This is a genomic window from Microcoleus sp. ARI1-B5, assembly GCF_036705795.1.
Taxonomy (GTDB): Bacteria; Cyanobacteriota; Cyanobacteriia; order Cyanobacteriales; family Microcoleaceae; genus Microcoleus.
On record NZ_JAUBVK010000014.1, the window covers coordinates 173,293 to 192,212 of the forward strand.

The 18,920-nt window shown below is 47.5% G+C and carries 13 protein-coding genes; 6 read left to right on the forward strand and 7 right to left on the reverse strand.

Annotated elements, in window-relative coordinates; all coding sequences use genetic code 11:
- Positions 1 to 80 precede the first annotated feature (80 nt).
- The gene (locus QUB63_RS20595; protein WP_332947156.1) at positions 81 to 209 is read left to right on the forward strand and encodes a hypothetical protein; all 129 of its coding nucleotides are present in this window, start codon (positions 81 to 83) and stop codon (positions 207 to 209) included.
- Positions 210 to 559: 350 nt separating this feature from the next.
- On the opposite strand, the gene QUB63_RS20600 is transcribed toward QUB63_RS20595, so the two are convergent.
- Positions 560 to 967 carry a hypothetical protein gene (locus QUB63_RS20600; protein WP_332947157.1) on the reverse strand — a complete coding sequence of 136 codons (408 nt, stop codon included), beginning with the start codon at positions 965 to 967 and terminating at the stop codon, positions 560 to 562.
- Between the two features lie 191 nt (positions 968 to 1,158).
- Between QUB63_RS20600 and QUB63_RS20605 the strand changes: the two genes are divergently transcribed.
- The gene (locus tag QUB63_RS20605) at positions 1,159 to 1,353 is read left to right on the forward strand and encodes a plasmid partition protein ParG (protein WP_332947158.1); all 195 of its coding nucleotides are present in this window, start codon (positions 1,159 to 1,161) and stop codon (positions 1,351 to 1,353) included.
- A 149-nt stretch (positions 1,354 to 1,502) separates the two neighbouring features.
- Here QUB63_RS20605 and QUB63_RS20610 read toward each other — a convergent pair whose 3' ends face one another.
- Positions 1,503 to 4,061 (reverse strand): EAL domain-containing protein, encoded by a 2,559-nt coding sequence (locus tag QUB63_RS20610; RefSeq protein WP_332947159.1) that lies wholly within the window; start codon positions 4,059 to 4,061, stop codon positions 1,503 to 1,505.
- Between the two features lie 267 nt (positions 4,062 to 4,328).
- Between QUB63_RS20610 and dapB the strand changes: the two genes are divergently transcribed.
- Together dapB and QUB63_RS20620 are read left to right on the forward strand one after the other, a co-directional pair.
- On the forward strand, positions 4,329 to 5,156 hold the full coding sequence (gene dapB / locus QUB63_RS20615; RefSeq protein ID WP_332947160.1) for a 4-hydroxy-tetrahydrodipicolinate reductase: 828 nt from the start codon (positions 4,329 to 4,331) through the stop codon (positions 5,154 to 5,156).
- A 296-nt stretch (positions 5,157 to 5,452) separates the two neighbouring features.
- On the forward strand, positions 5,453 to 6,163 hold the full coding sequence (locus QUB63_RS20620) for a phosphate ABC transporter permease (RefSeq protein ID WP_332947161.1): 711 nt from the start codon (positions 5,453 to 5,455) through the stop codon (positions 6,161 to 6,163).
- 51 nt (positions 6,164 to 6,214) lie between these two features.
- On the opposite strand, the gene QUB63_RS20625 is transcribed toward QUB63_RS20620, so the two are convergent.
- From QUB63_RS20625 to QUB63_RS20645, 5 genes are all read right to left on the reverse strand, one after another.
- On the reverse strand, positions 6,215 to 9,355 hold the full coding sequence (locus QUB63_RS20625) for an efflux RND transporter permease subunit (protein ID WP_332947162.1): 3,141 nt from the start codon (positions 9,353 to 9,355) through the stop codon (positions 6,215 to 6,217).
- A gap of 396 nt (positions 9,356 to 9,751) precedes the next feature.
- Positions 9,752 to 12,898 carry an efflux RND transporter permease subunit gene (locus QUB63_RS20630; RefSeq protein WP_332947163.1) on the reverse strand — a complete coding sequence of 1,049 codons (3,147 nt, stop codon included), beginning with the start codon at positions 12,896 to 12,898 and terminating at the stop codon, positions 9,752 to 9,754.
- Between the two features lie 233 nt (positions 12,899 to 13,131).
- The gene (locus QUB63_RS20635; RefSeq protein ID WP_332947164.1) at positions 13,132 to 15,108 is read right to left on the reverse strand and encodes an efflux RND transporter periplasmic adaptor subunit; all 1,977 of its coding nucleotides are present in this window, start codon (positions 15,106 to 15,108) and stop codon (positions 13,132 to 13,134) included.
- 278 nt (positions 15,109 to 15,386) lie between these two features.
- The gene (locus QUB63_RS20640; RefSeq protein WP_332947165.1) at positions 15,387 to 15,920 is read right to left on the reverse strand and encodes a hypothetical protein; all 534 of its coding nucleotides are present in this window, start codon (positions 15,918 to 15,920) and stop codon (positions 15,387 to 15,389) included.
- A 16-nt stretch (positions 15,921 to 15,936) separates the two neighbouring features.
- Positions 15,937 to 16,341, reverse strand: coding sequence for a hypothetical protein (locus tag QUB63_RS20645; RefSeq protein ID WP_332947166.1), 405 nt, complete (start codon positions 16,339 to 16,341; stop codon positions 15,937 to 15,939).
- 130 nt (positions 16,342 to 16,471) lie between these two features.
- Between QUB63_RS20645 and QUB63_RS20650 the strand changes: the two genes are divergently transcribed.
- The gene (locus QUB63_RS20650; protein ID WP_332947167.1) at positions 16,472 to 17,668 is read left to right on the forward strand and encodes a sensor histidine kinase; all 1,197 of its coding nucleotides are present in this window, start codon (positions 16,472 to 16,474) and stop codon (positions 17,666 to 17,668) included.
- A gap of 286 nt (positions 17,669 to 17,954) precedes the next feature.
- Positions 17,955 to 18,593 (forward strand): response regulator transcription factor, encoded by a 639-nt coding sequence (locus QUB63_RS20655; RefSeq protein WP_332947180.1) that lies wholly within the window; start codon positions 17,955 to 17,957, stop codon positions 18,591 to 18,593.
- Positions 18,594 to 18,920 lie beyond the last annotated feature (327 nt).

Sequence of the window (18,920 nt, forward strand, 5' to 3'; positions counted from 1 at the left end):
AATGCGATCGCATTTAGCAAATTCAATTAAACTTCAGTAAAATAAGACAGAGCCATCTGAGCCTCCCAATCTAACTCACCATGCAAACTTTAACATTTGACAGCATTTTAGACGATCTCGAAACCTTGTCTGTAGACGAACAAACCAATCTGCTTGCCATCATGCACCGAAGACGCGAGCGATCGCCGTCGCACCGAAACTGCCGCTAACATTGCACAAGGAAAACAGGACTATCAATCTGGAAACGTCTTTCGAGGTACAGTAGACGCGAGCGATCGCGGAGCTAAACCGTTGAAAATAATCACCTTTGCTCCATCATTTAGTGGAATATGACTGTCGGATTGTATTTGATTTTGTTAAAAATCCAGAGTTGGGAGATGAAGAAATTCTCTTGCTTGACATTGGCACTCATGATGAGGTGTATTGAAAATGCTGGTTTATGGAGCGCCTTTTTCTATCTGCCACCGCCCGTGGGCGATCGCTCCTTTATCATCAATTAAAAGGTCGAGATCCCTTTACTTCTATTTCTCAAAAAAAGGGATCTCGCAACTAAAAATTGTTAGCTTTCAGGAGTGCAGAATACAATCTCGAAAACTGCATTTGGAATATACCGCTGCAAAGCTCTCAGGCGATCGTCAGCGTCTTGACGGTTGACAAAACTGGCGATGATGCTGGTTTTTGCATCGGGCAAAATTCGAGCGATCGCCCAAGGGCGGTGAATTGGCCGATTTCTGACAAGATACAGGTAGTTGGCAAGCACAGAACCTTTGAGATTAGCAATTAGCTGCTCGATCAGTAGGTTGGCGATACTTTCTACCTCTTGTTTTTGTAAAGCCATCCGCATTGCATCAAAGTCGCCATCGCGGTAGTTGTCGATGCGCGACACTAACTGAGTGATGCCAAAGTCGTCCAATGCTTGTCGATAAGCATCGGAGTGCTCCCAACGATCGCTTTTACGTTTTACCATTGATTACAGTCTCCTTTGTTTGAGGGAACTAGAAGCCAGCGGAGAGCTTAGGAACTTAGCCGCTGGCTTTTTGCTGGGAAAGCCTGGTACTTTAAGTACGTATAGTATTTATAGCATATCTGGTATATTGCGACCGTACATACTAAAAAGTTTTTGGCAGTAAAATGAGACAATAGGACGAAAAGTAATGTTTGGTTGGAAAATTGAGCGACAAGCAAAAGTTAGCAGTAGTCAAAACCTCCGTTCCCGAAGAGTTGCGGAACTCGTTCAAAGCTGCCTGCGCTAAGGAAGGCAAAAACATGAGCGAGGTATTGTCCGACTTGATAGAGCAATATGTGAGCGATCGAGAAACTCAATCCTCCCCGGGCCCGAAACGACGGATGTGAGGCTCCGCAAGCTCGATCGCCCTCATCATTCGCCATCACAAAAAAGAGCGATCGCTCTTTTTGGGGATGGGGAGGGCGATCGCTCTTTCAAATAAACTCTATAATCACTAATGACTAATGACCAATAACCAATAACCCATAACTAACAACTACCACTGGGGTTCGGAAGCCATCAAAGCAGTCGCATCTTCGCTCGGTAAGGGCTTAGCAAAAAAATAACCCTGACCGTATTCGCAGCCGATCGCCCGCAATCTAGCTAATTGTGCCGCCGTCTCCACACCCTCAGCAATCACATCCATCCCCAAAGCGTGCGCCAGCGTCACAATCGTCCGCACGATCGCCACATTCTCCCCCTCGCTTTCGAGTTCCATTCGCCCCACAAACGACTTATCAACCTTCAAAGTATCCGTAGGAAAGCGGCTCAAATAACTCAACGAAGAATAACCAGTCCCAAAATCATCAATTCCCAAGTTGACATTTAACGCTTTCATGTGCTTCAAAACTGCGATCGCCGACTCCACATCATCCATCACCACACTCTCAGTAATCTCCAACTTCAAACTCTCGGCACTCAAACCCGTCGCCGCCAAAATAGCCTTCAGGCGATCGACCAAATCCGGCTGAGCAAACTGTTTCCCCGACAAATTTACACTCATAATCAAAGGGCGATCGAAATCAAACATTTCCTCCCACAGCCGCAACTGCCGGCAAGCCTCCTCCAACACCCACTCGCCCAGCGGCACAATTGCCCCCGTTTCCTCAGCCACCGGAATAAACTTCATGGGCGAAATCAAACCCCGCTGCGGGTGCTGCCAGCGTACCAAAGCCTCAAACCCAATAATCTTCCCGCTAGCCAAAGATACAAACGGCTGGTAGTGCAGCAAAAACTCCTGACGCTTGAGGGCCATCCGCAAATCCGTCTCCAACTGCAACCTCTCCACAGCCAAAGCGTGCATCGAAGCATTAAACACCTGGTACCTTCCCGTTCCCAAAGCTTTCGCCCGGTACATCGCCGTGTGGGCGTCCCGCAGCAAGTGTTCCGGCTGTTCGCTGACAGTAGCAGCCGGTTCGCCCCCCACCGCAATCCCGATGCTCGCGGTGACAAACACCTCCTGCCCTTTGAACTCAAAAGGCACAATTAAAGCTTGGTGGATGCGATCGGCCAAATTAACCGCAGTGTCAACATCAACATTCCTCACCAAAATTGCAAAATCATCGCCCCCCACCCGCGCCACAGTATCCCCGGAGCCAATAATCGCCCTCAACCGCAGCACCACCGCCATCAGCAGTTCATCCCCCACCAAATGACCCAAAGAATCATTAATCACCTTAAACCGGTCTAAATCGAGAAACAGCACCGCAAACAGATAGCTGCGGCGGCCCCTAGTATTGGCGATCGCCCGGGCCAAGCACTCTACAAAGAAATCCCGGTTCGGCAAACCCGTCAGAGAGTCGTGAAAAGCATCGTAAAGCTTCCTGTAAGCGCTGACACCCACACCAGTCACCACCAAACCCAAAGCCGGCGACACCAGCGGCACCCACCCACCCCCAATAAAAATCGCAAAACTAATTCCCAACAGCCCCATCAACACCGCACCCCCAACCAATCCCGCCCTCGCCGGGTGCACAATACGCCAAGCCACAACCCCGCCAAGCACCGCCCAAGAACCGTTCCACAAAATTTCCGCCCATTGCGGCCACATCCAAAACAGCGATCGCCCCTCCAAAACCGCACTCAATATTTGGCTGAGCATTTGAGCGTGCAGGATCACCCCCGGCATTTTCGGAGTTTGTTTTTGAACCGGACTGTAGGGCGTCAGAAACAGGTCTCTGGTACTAGGTGCAGTCGTCCCGATCAGCACAATCTTGTTCTTTACCCAGCTTGGGTCAATTTCGCCGTTCAATACCTGCGCGATACTGACTTGTCGCGCCACCTCTTTCCCAGAACGGTATTTGAGCAGAATTTGATAGCCTCTGCTATCGAGATTTGCATAGCCGCCGCTGTCAGATTTTAAAGGCACAAATTCTGCTTTGCCCCAGTTGATTTGGTGGGGATTGACAGGGCTATCTGCCGGCTGCACTCTGTCTTTGAGATACAGCAAAGCCAGTTGCAAAGAAAACGAGGAAGCAGTAGTCTTGTTTGCTTGCGAGACTGAGAGTAAATGGCGGCGCACCACGCCGTCAGCGTCGATCACGAAGTCGTTAAAACCGATTCGATCGCGCGGTATTCCTGGAGGCGCCGGGACTCCGGGACTTTCTGCATCGCTCATTTTGGCGATCGCCACTACATTTGGTGCTTTCAGCTTGGCCAGCAATTCTCGGTGTCCCGGTGGTTGCGGCAAATCCCGGTACAAGTCCAAACCGATGACTTTTGGCTGGTACTTTTGCAGTTTTGTCAAGGTTTGGGCGATCGCACCGTCAGAAATCGGAAATCTCCCCAGAGCTTGAATATCAGCTTCAGAAATTCCCACTACCAGCAGTCGCGGATCGGGGCCGGGATCGGGCTGCAACCGCACTAACGAGTCAAAACTCCCCAATTCCCAGCTTTGCAGCCATCCCAACCGCTGAACTCCCATATTCAGCAACGTTACAGTCGCGCCCGCCAGCATGGCAGGCAAAATCCTGACGCGCCGGCCTTGATAACTCAGATCGAGGCCAGTGGCGACAGACAGTACAGAACGAAGATTTCGATAGAATTTGGCAGTCACAGAAAAAATATATGGGTGCAAATTCCGGAGCACAAGTCTGTTCCCACAGAATTGAGCTTATTATGAGATTGAGTGTAATTTTTTCAGAAATTGTGCCGAAACCGAGTTTATTTAAGCTAATAACTCGATTTGGCAAAGTATTTCTGGGGTGGGAAACCGGGTTGTTGAAGATTTGCCGACAAGTCCTGTTTTTTATTCCCCTGTTTCCCCAAATTCCCACAAGCGTTAAAATTTAGTCGATCGAACTTTCAGGATATTTTTGAGATTATGGCGAATCAACTTCCGATTCCGGTGATTGTTAACGGTGCTGGCGGCAAGATGGGCCGCGAAGTAATTAAGGCGATCGCAAATTCTAGTGACATGACTTTATTTGGGGCTGTAGACCGCTCTCCTGAGTGCCTCAACGCCGATGCCGGGGAATTAGCCGGATGCGGCTCGTTAGAAGTTCCCGTCACTGACGACTTGCAAGGAATGCTGGTATTGGCAGCTCAGGAAAAGCAGTTAGGCGTGATGGTAGATTTTACGCATCCTTCGTCAGTTTATGAAAACGTGCGATCGGCTATAGCTTACGGGATTCGCCCCGTAGTCGGCACTACGGGCTTGAGCAGCAAGCAAATTGAAGACTTAGCAGAATTCGCTGACAAAGCCAGCATCGGCTGTTTGATTGTACCCAATTTCTCGATCGGCATGGTTCTGCTGCAACAAGCCGCCGTCACGGCATCTCAGTATTTTGAACACGTAGAAATTATCGAGCTGCACCACAATCAAAAAGCCGACGCTCCCAGCGGCACCGCGATTCAAACTGCCCAAATGTTAGCAGAATTGGGCAAAACTTTCAATCAGCCGGAGGTTGAGGAAACTGAAAAATTAGCCGGAGCTCGCGGCTCTGTGGCGGATGAAGGGATTCGGATTCACAGCATCCGTTTGCCCGGTTTAATTGCCCACCAAGAAGTAATTTTTGGCGGCCCCGGTCAAGTTTATACTTTACGGCACGATACGAGCGATCGGGCTTGTTATATGCCCGGAGTTTTGTTGTCGGTGCGAAAAGTCCTGGAATTGCGATCGCTCGTTTACGGATTGGAAAAAATCTTGTAGTCAGTTGTCAGTTGTCAGTTGACTGTTGACAGTTGACTGTTGACTGTTGTCATTGGTAATTGGTAATTAACTGGTTCCAAGGAAGAGCCTTGGAATCTATATAATCGAGGCTCTGCCTCGGCTGGACAAAGGAGGCAGAGCCTCCGAATATGCGTTTCTAGGCTCTGCCTAGAAACGAGTAAGAAGTTGACATCCATTACCAATTACCGATTACCAATTACCAATTACCGATTACCGATTACCAGTTACCAATTACCAATTACCCATTACCAATTACCAATTACCAATTACCCATTATGCTAATTCCCTTAACCCGAGAAACCTTTCAAGAACTAATTCCCGCCGTCGCCACGGGAGCGCAATACAAATATATCTGGGGAAAACCGCCAGATTTTTTGAGGCGAATGTTAATCTCGGCCGTCATCGTAGTTTTCGTGCTGGTAATCTACAACTTCGCCGGTTCCGATGTCGCGCCCCTAGTTTTAATTAGCGGATTGATAGCGGGTTTGTACTGGTTGTGGGGGCCGATTTTGTGGGCTAGTTTGCGGAATGCAGAATGCCGCAAATATCAATACTGCGGTTTTTGGCAAGGGCGAGTATTGGATATTTATATCACCGATGAAGTCACAAGTCAAGAAGAAACGGTCAATCAAAAAGGACAACTCGTAATTGTAGACAACTTAGAACCGCGAATAAATTTAGAAGTTGGGGACAAAACGGGATTTACTACTAAACTCAGAGCTCCCTTGCGGAAAGAACACCAGGGAATTGTCCCCGGCCAAGCTGCTTTAATGTTAATCATGTCGAATCAAGAAGATTTGGGCAGAATTGCCAAAGTTTCAGATATTTACATTCCCAGCCGCGATGTGTGGGTGAGCGATTATCCTTATTTGCGCAGGGATTTGTTTGTCGAAATGAGCCAGCAAATTAAAAAAGGTAGGAAAAAAGGCAGAGAGCGAGATAATCAAAGTAGAGATGTAAAAAGGCGATCCTCCGCTGATTATTGAGCGACTAAGGAGATAATATCAGACGGCGGTTTCAACCGCCGATTCTTGCGATTAATTTCGACTCGACGGTCGAGTTTTCGGACGCCAGAAAAATTCAGATAGCTTCATTTTGGGATTGCCTAACTGTTTTCTCCAGCCTTCCATATAAGTATAGAATACCGGAGTCAGATACAGCGTTAAAATTTGCGAAAATAGCAATCCACCGACGATCGCAATTCCCAACGGGCGGCGCGATTCCGAACCGCTACCCACGCCCAGGGCGATCGGCAAAGTGCCAATTAACGCCGCCATCGTCGTCATCATAATCGGGCGGAAGCGCACGATACAAGCTTCGTAGATGGCATCATAGGCGCCGATGCTGTCTTGGCGCTGTTTCTCGATCGCAAAATCCACCAACATGATACCATTTTTCTTGACAATTCCCACCAACAGAATAATCCCGATAAACGAATACAGATTGAGTTCAACCCCACAGATTACCAGGGTTAGCAGCGCGCCAAATCCGGCTGAGGGTAAACCCGACAAAATAGTCAGCGGGTGAATAAAATCCTCGTACAAAATGCCGAGAATCAGATAAATTACCACAATCGAAACGACTAACAACCAACCTAAATCGTTAAATGATTGGTTGAATACCTGCGCTGAACCTTGGAAACTTGTTGTCACTGACGGCGGTAAAACTTCCTTAGCAACTTTCTCGATCGCAGCGGTTGCTTGACTTAGGGATGTGCCTGGGAGAGTATCAAAAGAGATTGTAGCAGAAGGCAGTCCGCTGAGGTGATTGACTGTGAGCGGGCCGACTGTTTGGGTGATATTGGCGATCGCACTTAACGAGATCATTTGTCCGGTAGTCGATCGCACGTACAGCATCGACAAAGCACTCGGATCGCGCTGATATTCGGGCTTTAGTTCCATCACAACCGTAAATTGATTGTTTGGAGTATAAATCGTCGAAACCTGTCCTGAAGCGTAAGCAGCACTGAGAGTTTTCTGCACTTGTTGCGCGCTGACGCCGACGATTGCTGCTTTATCGCGATCGACTTTAACTTGCAGTTGAGGCGTGCTCAATTGCAAATCGCTATCGACACCGCGCAATCCCGGCAGCGTTTTAACTTTAGCTAACAATTGGGGCACCGCTTGACGCAGCGCTTGCAAGTCTAAACTTTGCACCGTAAACTGATATTGCGAATTTGTTTGTTGACCGCCGATCGGAATCGCAGCAGGAGAACGTATAAAAGCTTGAATCCCTGGAATTCCGCGCAATTTCGGAGTCAGTTTTTGGATGATTTCGTCGGCACTGAGACGGCGCTGCGATCGGGGTTTGAGCCTAATTGTAATCCGTCCGTTGTTCGCCGATGCGTTCGGCCCGCTAGCACCTACAGTCGAATTCAACGCTGCAATATTTGGATCTTTCCGAATGATATCAACGATTTGTTGTTGGTGGCGCAGCATATCCTCAAACGAAATATCTTGCGCTCCTTTCGTGTTAGCCATCAGTTGTCCGGTGTCTTCGGTTGGAATAAAGCCTTTGGGAACTAGAACAAATAGATAAGCCGTCAAACCCAGCAAAATTACCGAAACAATCAGCGTCATAAAACGGTATTTTAAAACAGGTTTTAGCGTCCATTCGTATGCTTGCAAAAGTAGCTCAAATCCCCGCTCCGAAATGCGGTACAAGCGGTTTTGGCGTTGGTGGTGGGACGATTTGAGAAATCGACTGCACAACATCGGTGTCAGGCTCAGAGAAACAAATCCTGAAACCAAAATAGCGACCGAAATAGTCACAGCAAATTCATGGAATAATCTACCGATTAACCCACTCATAAACATGAGTGGAATAAATACGGCAACCAATGAAAGCGTCATTGATAGAATTGTAAAACCAATTTCTCTCGATCCTTTTAATGCTGCTTCTAGCGGCGCTTCTCCCATTTCTTGGTGGCGCACAATGTTTTCCAAAACTACGATCGCATCATCCACCACAAAACCCACGGAAAGCGTCAGCGCCATCAGAGACAGGTTATCTAACGAGTATCCCAACTGATACATCACCGCAAACGTACCGATAATCGCCACCGGCAAAGCTAAACTCGGAATTAGCGTCGCTGTGAGGTTCCGCAAAAATATAAAAATTACTAAAACAACCAGACACACCGACAAAATTAAGGAGAATTTAACATCGTCTACAGAAGCCCGAATTGATTGCGATCGATCGTACATAATTCCCATTTCGATCGATTGGGGAATTTGTTGTTTGAGTGCGGGTAACATTTGCGCGATCGCATCCACGATTTCGACAGTATTTCCATCCGGTTGAGGCTGCACGGCAAGCAAGATTGCAGGTTGATTTGTAACTTCTTTATCGCTGTACAAATTTAAGACTTTGTTATTCTGCACGTCGTCAATCACGTTGCCTAAATCTTGCAGCCGCACTGCTGCGCCGTTTTGGTAAGCAACGATTAGCGATCGGTATTCTGCCGCAGTGTTCAATTGACCGTTTACCTGAATTAAATAGCTTTTATTTTCACCGGAAAGGCTGCCGGTTGGTAAGTTTACATTTCCTTGCGTAACTGCTGTTCTAACTTGATCTAATCCGATGCCCCTCGCTGTCAATTCTCGCGGATCGAGTTGAATCCTGACTGCATATTGTTTCTGCCCGTAAACCTGCACTTGCGCCACGCCGTCGATCGCAGAAATGGGTTGGGCGACGGTCACTTCTGCAGCTTCATCTACTTCGGCAATTGGCAGGGTTTTGGAATACAAATAGAGGTAAAGAACCGGTGCAACTGAAGGGTTAACTTTGCGGTAGGTTGGCGGTTTGGGCATTCCAGAGGGCAATGAACCTGCTGCTGCTGCGATCGCAGCTTGTACGTCTTTTGCAGCAGAATTTACGCTGCGGCTGAAGTCGAATTGCAGGGAAATGTTGGCGCTACCGGTGGAACTTGTGGAGTTAAATGAATTGAGGCCTGCTATTTCTGTGAATTGTCTTTCTAGCGGCGCGGCGACTGAGGATGACATTGTTTCGGGGGTTGCGCCCGGTAGGCTGGCGGAGACGCTGACAAAGGGATATTCTACGTGCGGTAAGGCGCTAATTGGTAGCAGGAAATAACTCATTAAACCGAAGATTAGGATGCCGATTGTGACTAGGGTAGTCATTACGGGGCGGCGGATAAAGATTTCTGATAGGTTCATAAAATGAAGGAAGTTCGGCAACGAGCAATGTACGGGATGTAACGGATTAAAAAGTTGTAGGGTGCGTCGCCCTCGAAAATACTTAACTAAATATCCACAACCTTATGGCGACGCACCTTATCTCATTTTTACTACGATTACTCGGACTAAAACCTGAGTCCGGCAGGGGTTTAAACCCCTGCCTCAAAGCTGAAGTCCTCTAAAGAGGACTGATGAGTTCTTTAGTCTTTTTTAGTCTTTTTTAAAGTCATCTTGCATAAATTTGAAAATTTCTTTAGTCCTCTTCAGAGGAGTTTCGCTATTAGCCAGGGGTTTAAACCCCTGGCGGCCTTTCGGGTTAAGTTAATACTAATGTCGCTAGAATCACCCCTACAAACAGCGAATATATTTGTCATTTTACCTTCCTCCTTTTACATAAAAGACTTGCCCAAATTTCACCTCCCTAAGTTTCTTTCGCCACGATTCCATGTAGATGTAAAATACAGGCGTGAGATACAGTGTCAAAACTTGCGAAAACAAAAGTCCGCCGACAACGGCAATTCCTAACGGGCGGCGAGATTCCGATCCTGCACCAACTCCCAGCGCGATCGGCAATGTACCCATTAATGCCGCCATTGTAGTCATCATAATCGGTCGGAAGCGCACTAAACACGCCTGATAGATTGCTTCCGCTGGTTTTTTGCCGTCGAGGCGCTGGGATTCGATCGCAAAATCGACCATCATAATCCCATTTTTCTTGACAATCCCTACTAATAAGATGATGCCGATGAATGAGTAAACGTTGAGCTCAACGCCAAACAACATCAGTGTTAGCAAGGCGCCAAATCCCGCCGAAGGTAATCCCGACAAAATTGTGATCGGATGGATGAAATCTTCGTACAGAATACCCAGAATTAAATAGATGACGAGAATTGCGATCGCCAACAAAAACCCCAAACTCGGCAGCGAACTTTGAAACACTTGACTGGCGCCCTTATAATTCGTCGTGATGCTGTCGGGAATCACCGATTTGACGATTTGGTCGATCGCGCTATTGGCACTTCCCAGCGCTACACCAGGCGCGAGATTGTAGGAAATCGTCGCAGCATTCATCCGCCCGACGTGGTTGATAATTAGTGGCGCGACTCCTTGGGAAATTGTCGCAAACGTTGCTAGCGGTACTTGCGCTTGACTCCCAGAAACATCACTCGAATTAGTGCTGGCTGTCGCCATGTAAAGCTGCATCAAAGCATTCGGATCTTTTTGATATTTTGGTTCGAGTTCCAAAATAACTTGATACTGGTTGCTCGCACCGTAAATCGTAGAAACTTGGTAAGCGCCGTAGGCATTTCTCAGAGTATTTTCGATTTGACTCGCCGTAATTCCTAAGGCTGAGGCTTTGTCGCGATCGATATCAACTTTGATTTGAGAAGTCATCTGCAAATCGCTGTTTACATCCTGAATTTCCGACATGGCTTTCATTTTTTCAACCAGTTGCGGCACGTATTTTCGCAGCGGTAAAACGTCGGAACTTTGCAACGTTAGTTGGTACAATCCCGTGCTTTGTTGAGTGCCCAGCGGGATGGCTGGAGGATTTTGCAAGAAGACTTGAATGCCGGGAATTTCTGCTAATTGCGATCGCAAATTCTGCACAATTTCGTCAGCGCCCATCTGCCGCTGCGATCGCGCTTTCAGCCGCACAAACAAGCTGCCGGAATTTCCCGCAACCGCCGCCCCGCCGCCATTTGCGCTCGCTCCCGCCCCGATGTTCGAGTTAACTGCTTCCACGTTTGGATCTTCCCGAATCGCATTGACAACTGCTTGCTGGTGCCGCACTAATTCATCAAAGGAGGCATCTTGGGCGGCTTGAGTAATGCCCGTAATTTGTCCGGTATCTTGGCTGGGAATAAAGCCTTTGGGAACTGCGACGAACAATCCAACTGTGGCGAACACCATTACTAATGATAAAATCATCGTGGTGCGGTGATATTTTAAGACTATTTTGAGACTCCAATCGTACAAACTCAAAAATTGATCGAATACATACTCGGAAGCTTGATAAAGCCTGCTTTGATTGGCGTGATTTGCCGATCGCAAAAAACGACTGCACAACATCGGTGTCAAACTCAAAGAGACAAAGCCGGAAACCAAAATTGAAACGGCAATCGTGACTGCAAATTCATGAAACAAGCGCCCCAACAAATCGCTCATAAACAACATCGGAATAAACACCGCCACCAAGGAAAGCGTCATCGATAAAATGGTAAATCCGATTTCCCTAGAGCCGTTTAGCGCAGCCTCTCGTGGGGTTTCTCCTTCTTCGATGTGGCGGACGATGTTTTCGAGCATTACGATCGCATCATCGACTACAAAGCCTACAGATAGCGTCAGGGCCATCATTGACAAGTTATCCAGGGAGTAGTCGAACAGGTGCATCACGCCAAAGGTGCCGATCAGCGATACCGGTAGCGCTAAGCTGGGAATGACTGTTGCTGACAGGTTGCGTAAAAATACGAAGATGACTAAGATGACAAGGGCGATCGTCAAAACGAGGGTAAACCGGACATCATCGACAGATTCGCGAATCGATTGAGACGCATCGTACATGACGCCAAGGGCGATCGAATTTGGCATCTGGGCTTGCAAACTTGGTAGCAATTTTTGAATCGTATCTACCACTTCGACGGTATTTGTACCGGGCTGTCTCTGGATTGTGAGGATAATTGCGCGATCGTTATTATACCAACTAGCAAGTTGAGTATTTTCTACGCTGTCAACCACTCGCCCCAATTGTTCGAGATAAACAGGCTGTCCATTTTTGTAAGTCACAATCAAACGGCGGAAAGCCGCAGCATCTTTAAGCTGTCCGTTAGTTTGGACTGTAAAGTTTTTATGACTACCAGAAAGGCTTCCCGTAGGTAAATTAACGTTGCCTTGTTGGATAGCAGTTTGCACTTTATCGATGCCAATTTGTCGCGTAGCTAACTGCTGCGGATCGAGTTGAATTCTAGCAGCATATTTTTGGGAACCGTAAATCTGTACTTGCGCCACACCGTTGATTGTCGAGAGCTTTTGCGCCAGATAAGTTTGGGCGTAGTTATCAACTTCAGAAAGCGGCAAAGTTGGGGATGTGAGATAAAGGTAAAGAATTGGCCCGTCGGCGGGATTGACTTTGCTGTAAGTCGGCGGATTTGGCAAATCATTGGGTATTTGGCCGGATGCCGAAGAAATTGCAGATTCCACATCTTGCGCCGCATCATCAATATTGTGACTGAGATTGAATTGCAGGGTAATTTGAGTTTTGCCGCTGGTACTGGTGGATGTTAGCGTATCGAGTCCCGCGATGCTGGAAAATTGCTTTTCTAGCGGGCGCGCCACCGAAGCAGCCATCGTTTCCGGGCTGGCGCCGGGGCGGGAAGCGCTAACTTGAATTGTCGGATAATCGACGTTGGGTAAATCGCTAATCGGCAGCAATCGATAACTCATCCAACCAAAGATTAGAATAGCCGCCATCACCAGGGTGGTCATAATTGGACGGCGGATAAATGGTTCTGATAGGTTCATTTAGTTATACCAGTTTAAGATTAGAATATAATTGCCTTAATTTGAGAACATTCGGTTTTTGCTGAGTCTCGATCCCCCTCGCATCCCCCTCCCGGAGGACTTTGAGTGTTGCCAAAATCCTCAATCAAAAATTGCTCGGGCGGGCTTTGATCGCTTCCGGTTCCCCCCTTCTTAAGGGGGGCTAGGGGGGATCTATGCCCAATCATCACATCCAAAATCTCAAACCTATTATCCTAAGGATTTTTGCGCGATTTCCCTGATTTATTTCCCGATGAATTGGAATCACCGCCAGATTTATTATCCCCTGATGTGTCTGAATTACCGCCTTTAGTAGAATCTGAATTATCTCTAGCATCCCCTGGGGTTTTAACGACTATTTGGCCGCCATCAACCAGATTAGCTTGTCCGTCGATGACAACATCATCGCCCGCATTCAGACCTTTTTTGATGACAGTTAAACCATTGATTGTATTCCCGACAACCACAGGCACATTATCTACTGTATCGTCGAACTGCGCGACAAACACAAACTGTCCTTTCGGGCCGGTTTGTACTGCTTGCGACGGCACAACGATCGCATTTGGTTGTTGAGATAAGGTTAATGTAGTATTGACGAATTGACCGGGGAATAGTTTACCGTCGGAGTTATTAAAATCGCCAATCAGTTGAATTGAGCCTGTGGAATTATCAACCGTATTATTTACAAAGGACAAAGTGCCTGATATCGGTTTATTGTTTCCCGCAAAGGTGACATCAACTTTCAGCTTGCCGTTTTCTGCGTATTTTTGGATGTCTGGTAAGTTTGATTCGGGAACCGAAAAGGCAACTTGAATCGGATTGATTTGGGAGATGGTTACTAAGGGTTTGTCGGTGCTTGGTTGCACGACATTGCCTTCTGTGACTAGAATATTTCCGGCGCGTCCGTCGATCGGCGAAAACACCTTAGTATAGGATGATTGCACTTGAGCATTTTGCAAACTACCGCCGTCGGCGCTAACACTAGCCTGAGCACCCTCGATCGCAGCCCGATCGCCCTCAACGACAGCCCGAGCATTGTCAATCCCCACTAAATCGCTCTTCACCGCCGTCTGAGCGTTCTCAATTCCGATTAAATCGCTCCTCACCGCAGTTTCCGCATTTGCGATCGCCACCTCGTCACCTTTGACGGCAGCCTCCGCATTCGCGATGCCAATGCGATCGCTCTTAACCGCAGTTTCCGCATTTGCGATCGCCTGTTTGTCAAGCTCCACCGTTGCCGCAGCGGCGCGACTGCTGGTAGCATATTGTTGCGCCTGATCTTGACTGATTACTCCTTGTTTGTAGAGCTCTGCATAACGTTGACTTTGGGCTGCGGCATATTCAGCTTGCGCTCGATCTTTTGTTAAAGTTGCGATCGCCTGCTTAACCGCACCTAAGTCTTTTTCCAGAGTCATTTTCGCCTGTTCAACAACTCCCTTATCCTTCGCCAGAGTCGCCTTAGCTTGTTCGACAATTCCCCGATCTTTTTCCAGAGTCGCCTTAGCTTGTTCGACAATTCCTCTATCCTTATCAAGAGTCGCCCTAGCTTGTTCAACAACTCCTAAATCTTTAGCAAGATTTGACATCGCTTGTTGCACCTGCGCTCGGTCTTTTGCTACAATGCCTTGAGCTTGTTGGATCGACGCAGTTTGAGAGCGATCGTCGATCGAGAACAGCAACTGTCCTTTCTTAACTTCTTGCCCTTTCTTAAAATAAACTCCTGTAACCCGCCCGCTAGCCTGTGCTGTCACCGAGACAGTAGAACCCGATTGTACATTGCCGATCGCCTGTAACTGAATCGGCACCGTTTTTTTAGTCACCGCCGCCACCATCACCGGAGTCACTTGCATTCTACCGCTGCGGCGGCTAGCTTTTTCCGGTTTCGGAGCGATCGCGCGCTGCCAAACCAAAAAACCCAAACCTCCTATCAGCAACAACGCCAACAAAAACAGCCCAATCCGCCCTTTCGCCAGCACCTTTTGGGTCTTCGGTTCTTCAGTTAAAACATCATTATTTATAGATTCACTTTCCGGCAAAGTTGAAGATTCCTGAGCCACTTCACGAAGAGTGCGATTCGGAACTAGATCGACAATTTCAACGTTGTGGGTCGGTTGCTCGTTCAGCTTCATATTTTCCCCAGAAACTTTAGGGCGAGTGCCATTCCGACTGTCATTAATAATTTCCTCGATCATCACAAACCTCCGTATAAAAATAGCTCGGACTCTTAATAACAGTTATTAGACCTTTTCTATAACTCGCTTTCCCATCTAGAATTTATCTGCGTCAATCAGTGTTAATCTGCTTTAAATCTGCGGTTAACCTCTCAATCCAAGATTTAGGCAATTCCAGTCTCTTGTAGGGTGCGTCAGACCAAACAATCAGCAATCCACAAAAAATCAACTTCCTGACGCACCCTACAAAAACCCAAAAAACTTATAATTGCGATCGCACAAAACTTGTTCTCAGAGCATTACTGAGCCTTAGTTTCAGACGGCTTTTGCCCATTTTGCGCGCGAGGATAAGCCTCCTTGAGAATCGCCTTAACTTTGGGCTTTTGTTCAGCAGTGAGATTAATTTCAGTCAAAGCTTTACGCATTTTTTCACCCGACTTCAGCTTAGCGTCCAACTGTTTGTACTGTTCGGGCGTCAGCACCTTTGCGAGTTTTTCACTAACTTCCTTGCGCTTCTGTGCGCGTTCAGCATCAGAAAGCTTCGGTTTCTGGGAATTTGTGGGATTTGCAGCCACCGCGTCAGATTTAGCATCTTTAGAAGCAGCAGCATCCGCTTTTGTTTCCCATGAACTGACTGGAGTCGCCGCAGTCGCATCCGGTTTAGAGGTATCTGAGGAAACAACATCCGCCTTCGGTTTCGCTGAACTTACCGGATTTTCCTTAGCTGCATTAGATTCCGAAGCTTCCGGGGTGTTAGATGGCGCACAAGCCGACAAACCGCCTATCAACATGGCGCCGGCGAGAATAAATGCTGGTGCGATCGTACTTTTCATGATTCACTGCCTCAAATTAACCTTGTTTCACCAATGTTATAGCGTAAAATCGATCGGCGCATGACGCAATTTTCCTAACCTCACCAGTCAAAAAGCACATGGGGCTTGTGACTTTTTTCCTAGTCCCACATCCTAAAGTCAGTCGAAAATCCTCTAGTAAGTGCGATCGCGCATTGGCTAAGCTGTTATGGCAAAAGGGGAGAGTGGGAGAGGGGGAGAGGGGGAGAGTGGGAGAATGGGAGAATGGGAGAATGCCAGAGGGGGAGATGGGGAGAGTGGGAGAATGCCAGAGGGGGAGAATTGCCCAATTACCTTTTTCCCAATTACCTTTTTCCCAATTACCTTTTTCCCAATTACCTTTTTCCCAATTACCTTTTTCCCAATTACCAATTCCCCTATTACCAATTCCTTCAACATCCATCCATTACATCCGTTGCCGAACTTCCTTCCGAACATAAGGGGGTAATATGTTTTTCAACTCCAAGATACCATTTACAATAAGGTCAGCGCCATTACTTGAATCGCTCCAGATATTGATGGGGAAAAATTCTATGATTCGCTTGACCTATCCATCCTTTCGTTTATTGCTGTATTTGGAGTGGCTGCTGCTGGCGACAGCAGCATTCATGGAAGTTCTGCACCCGTTTCGATCGTTTTGGTCGCCGCTGTTGCGCGTGGGCGCGATCGCACTTTTCGGCCTCATCGGGTTGCGTTTACCAACAGTACGGCTGGGTAGAAAACTTTTATTTACCGCCCTGGAATTTAGCTTAATTTTGCTGCCGATTGTTTGCGAAGGCTTATCTAGCCGATCGAGCTTTTTGCTATTTCTCGTCCTGCTGATGCGGAGTTGCCTCATTTTCCGGCAGCCCGGGCAGGTGACAGTCTTGGGTTTAGCCCTAGTGTCCTATAGCTGGCTGATTTTATCAAAACCAATTTTACGGGAAAAAGTCATCCCCACAGTTTGGGAATGGCGGGTGAGCAACGTATTATTATTTGGATTGACATTAGTATTTGCCTTGCTATTAATAAATGCCTTAATTGCCGAACGCCAAAGCCGAGAGGAATTAGAAATTGCCCACGACAAATTAGCCATAACTAACGAGCAACTGCGCCACTACGCACTTCGCATAGAAGACCAAGCAACACTGCAAGAACGCAACCGAATTGCCCGCGAAATCCACGACGGACTCGGGCACACCCTGGCCGCTCAAACAATTCAGCTAAATAACGCCCTATTGTTCTGGAATTCCGAGGATGAGAAAGCGCTGGAGTTTCTGAAACAAGCCAAACAACTCGGATCGGAAGCATTCTTAGAAATTCGCAAATCTGTGTCCGTATTGCGATCGCACCCTTTACAAGGATTATCGCTCGAAAGTGCGATCGACAAACTGCTGCAAGACTTTCAGCGCCTGAGAGCGATCGAAGTATCCAACTCAATCCGCTTACCAGTTCCGCTATCTCAAGAAATGAATACCACACTGTACAGAATTGTGCAAGAATCCCTGACAAATATTCACAAACACGCCGATGCCACAATAGTAACAGTTGGATTGCAGCACCACGCCGGACAGATTCATTTATCAATTTCCGACAACGGCAAAGGCTTCGATCCCGCTCAGAATACCACAGGATTTGGACTGCAAGGAATGCGAGAACGAGTGGCCGCAGCGGGAGGTCAATTTGTGATTTACAGCGAGTCAGGAAACGGTTGCCGAATTTCCGTTTCTTTGCCCTCTCAAAACATTTAGGAGATTTCATGTATAAGATAAGACGGCGGTTGAAACCAATCCTACACAAACGATGTCCGCCGGACGCCGACTGAGGAAAACAACGTAATTTTAAACATTCCCTATTCAACCCGCACCAGAAGGGTTTTGCCTGTGTAGACGCGGTTTAAACCGCCGTCGCCTACAGGAGCAAGCAATTCCCAATTACCAATTCCCCATGCCCTGTTTGGCCCATCCCTCCGCAACGCTAGAGCCCAATTCCCAATTCCCAATTCCCAATTCCCAATTCCCAATTCCCGAACTATATATGATTAAAATATTGCTAGTAGACGATCGCCATATCATACGCCGCGGCATCAAAAGTATGCTAGAATGCTACTCAGATATGCAAGTAATCGGCGAAGCCGAAAACGGACAACAGGCCGTAGATCAAATCCCCAAATTACAGCCAGACATCGTACTGATGGACATTCGGATGCCCGTGATGGACGGCGTAGCAGCAACCGCAGCCATCGCCAAATCCCATCCCGACACCAAAGTCCTAGTATTAACCACCTTTGACGACGACGAATACGTCAGCCAAGCCATGCGACTCGGTGCAAAAGGCTACCTGCTAAAAGACACCGAACCCGACGAACTAGCCCTAGCAATTCGCGCTGTTTACAAAGGACACACCCAACTCGGCCCCGGATTGTTTGAAAAAGCTTTGATGACACCTGCAGTAACAAATCCCGCCGTTGTTTCACCCCCAGAATTAGAACAACTCACCCCCAGAGAATTAGAAGTTTTGCGTCTAATAGCGAACGGCGCGAACAACCGAGAGATTGCTCAAACCTTATTTTTGTCGGAAAATACAGTAAAGAACTACGTCACAAATATTTTGAGCAGGTTGAATTTGCGCGATCGAACTCAAGCCGCCCTGTTAGCCCATTCACTATTTAAATAGATTTCCCATCCGTAATTAATCCGTTAAATCCGTTACCAACCAAAAATCACAAGATGTAGGGGCGGGTTCACCAACCATAATTGCCCATAATCCACCATCTCAAAAACCCGCCCAACCCCAACTAAAAATAGGAACCTACCTTCTGTGATGCGATGCAAATTTCAGGTTAATGTAGGCGATCCGTTGTGGAGGGCGGGTTTATCTAGATTGTCAGTATTCGTTAAATATTGTTGGTGAACCCGCCCCTACCAAATCTGGGTAAACCTCTTGTGCAAAAAAACCTTGCATTCCCCCCACAAAAGATGTAAAATTCAACAAATATGGGTA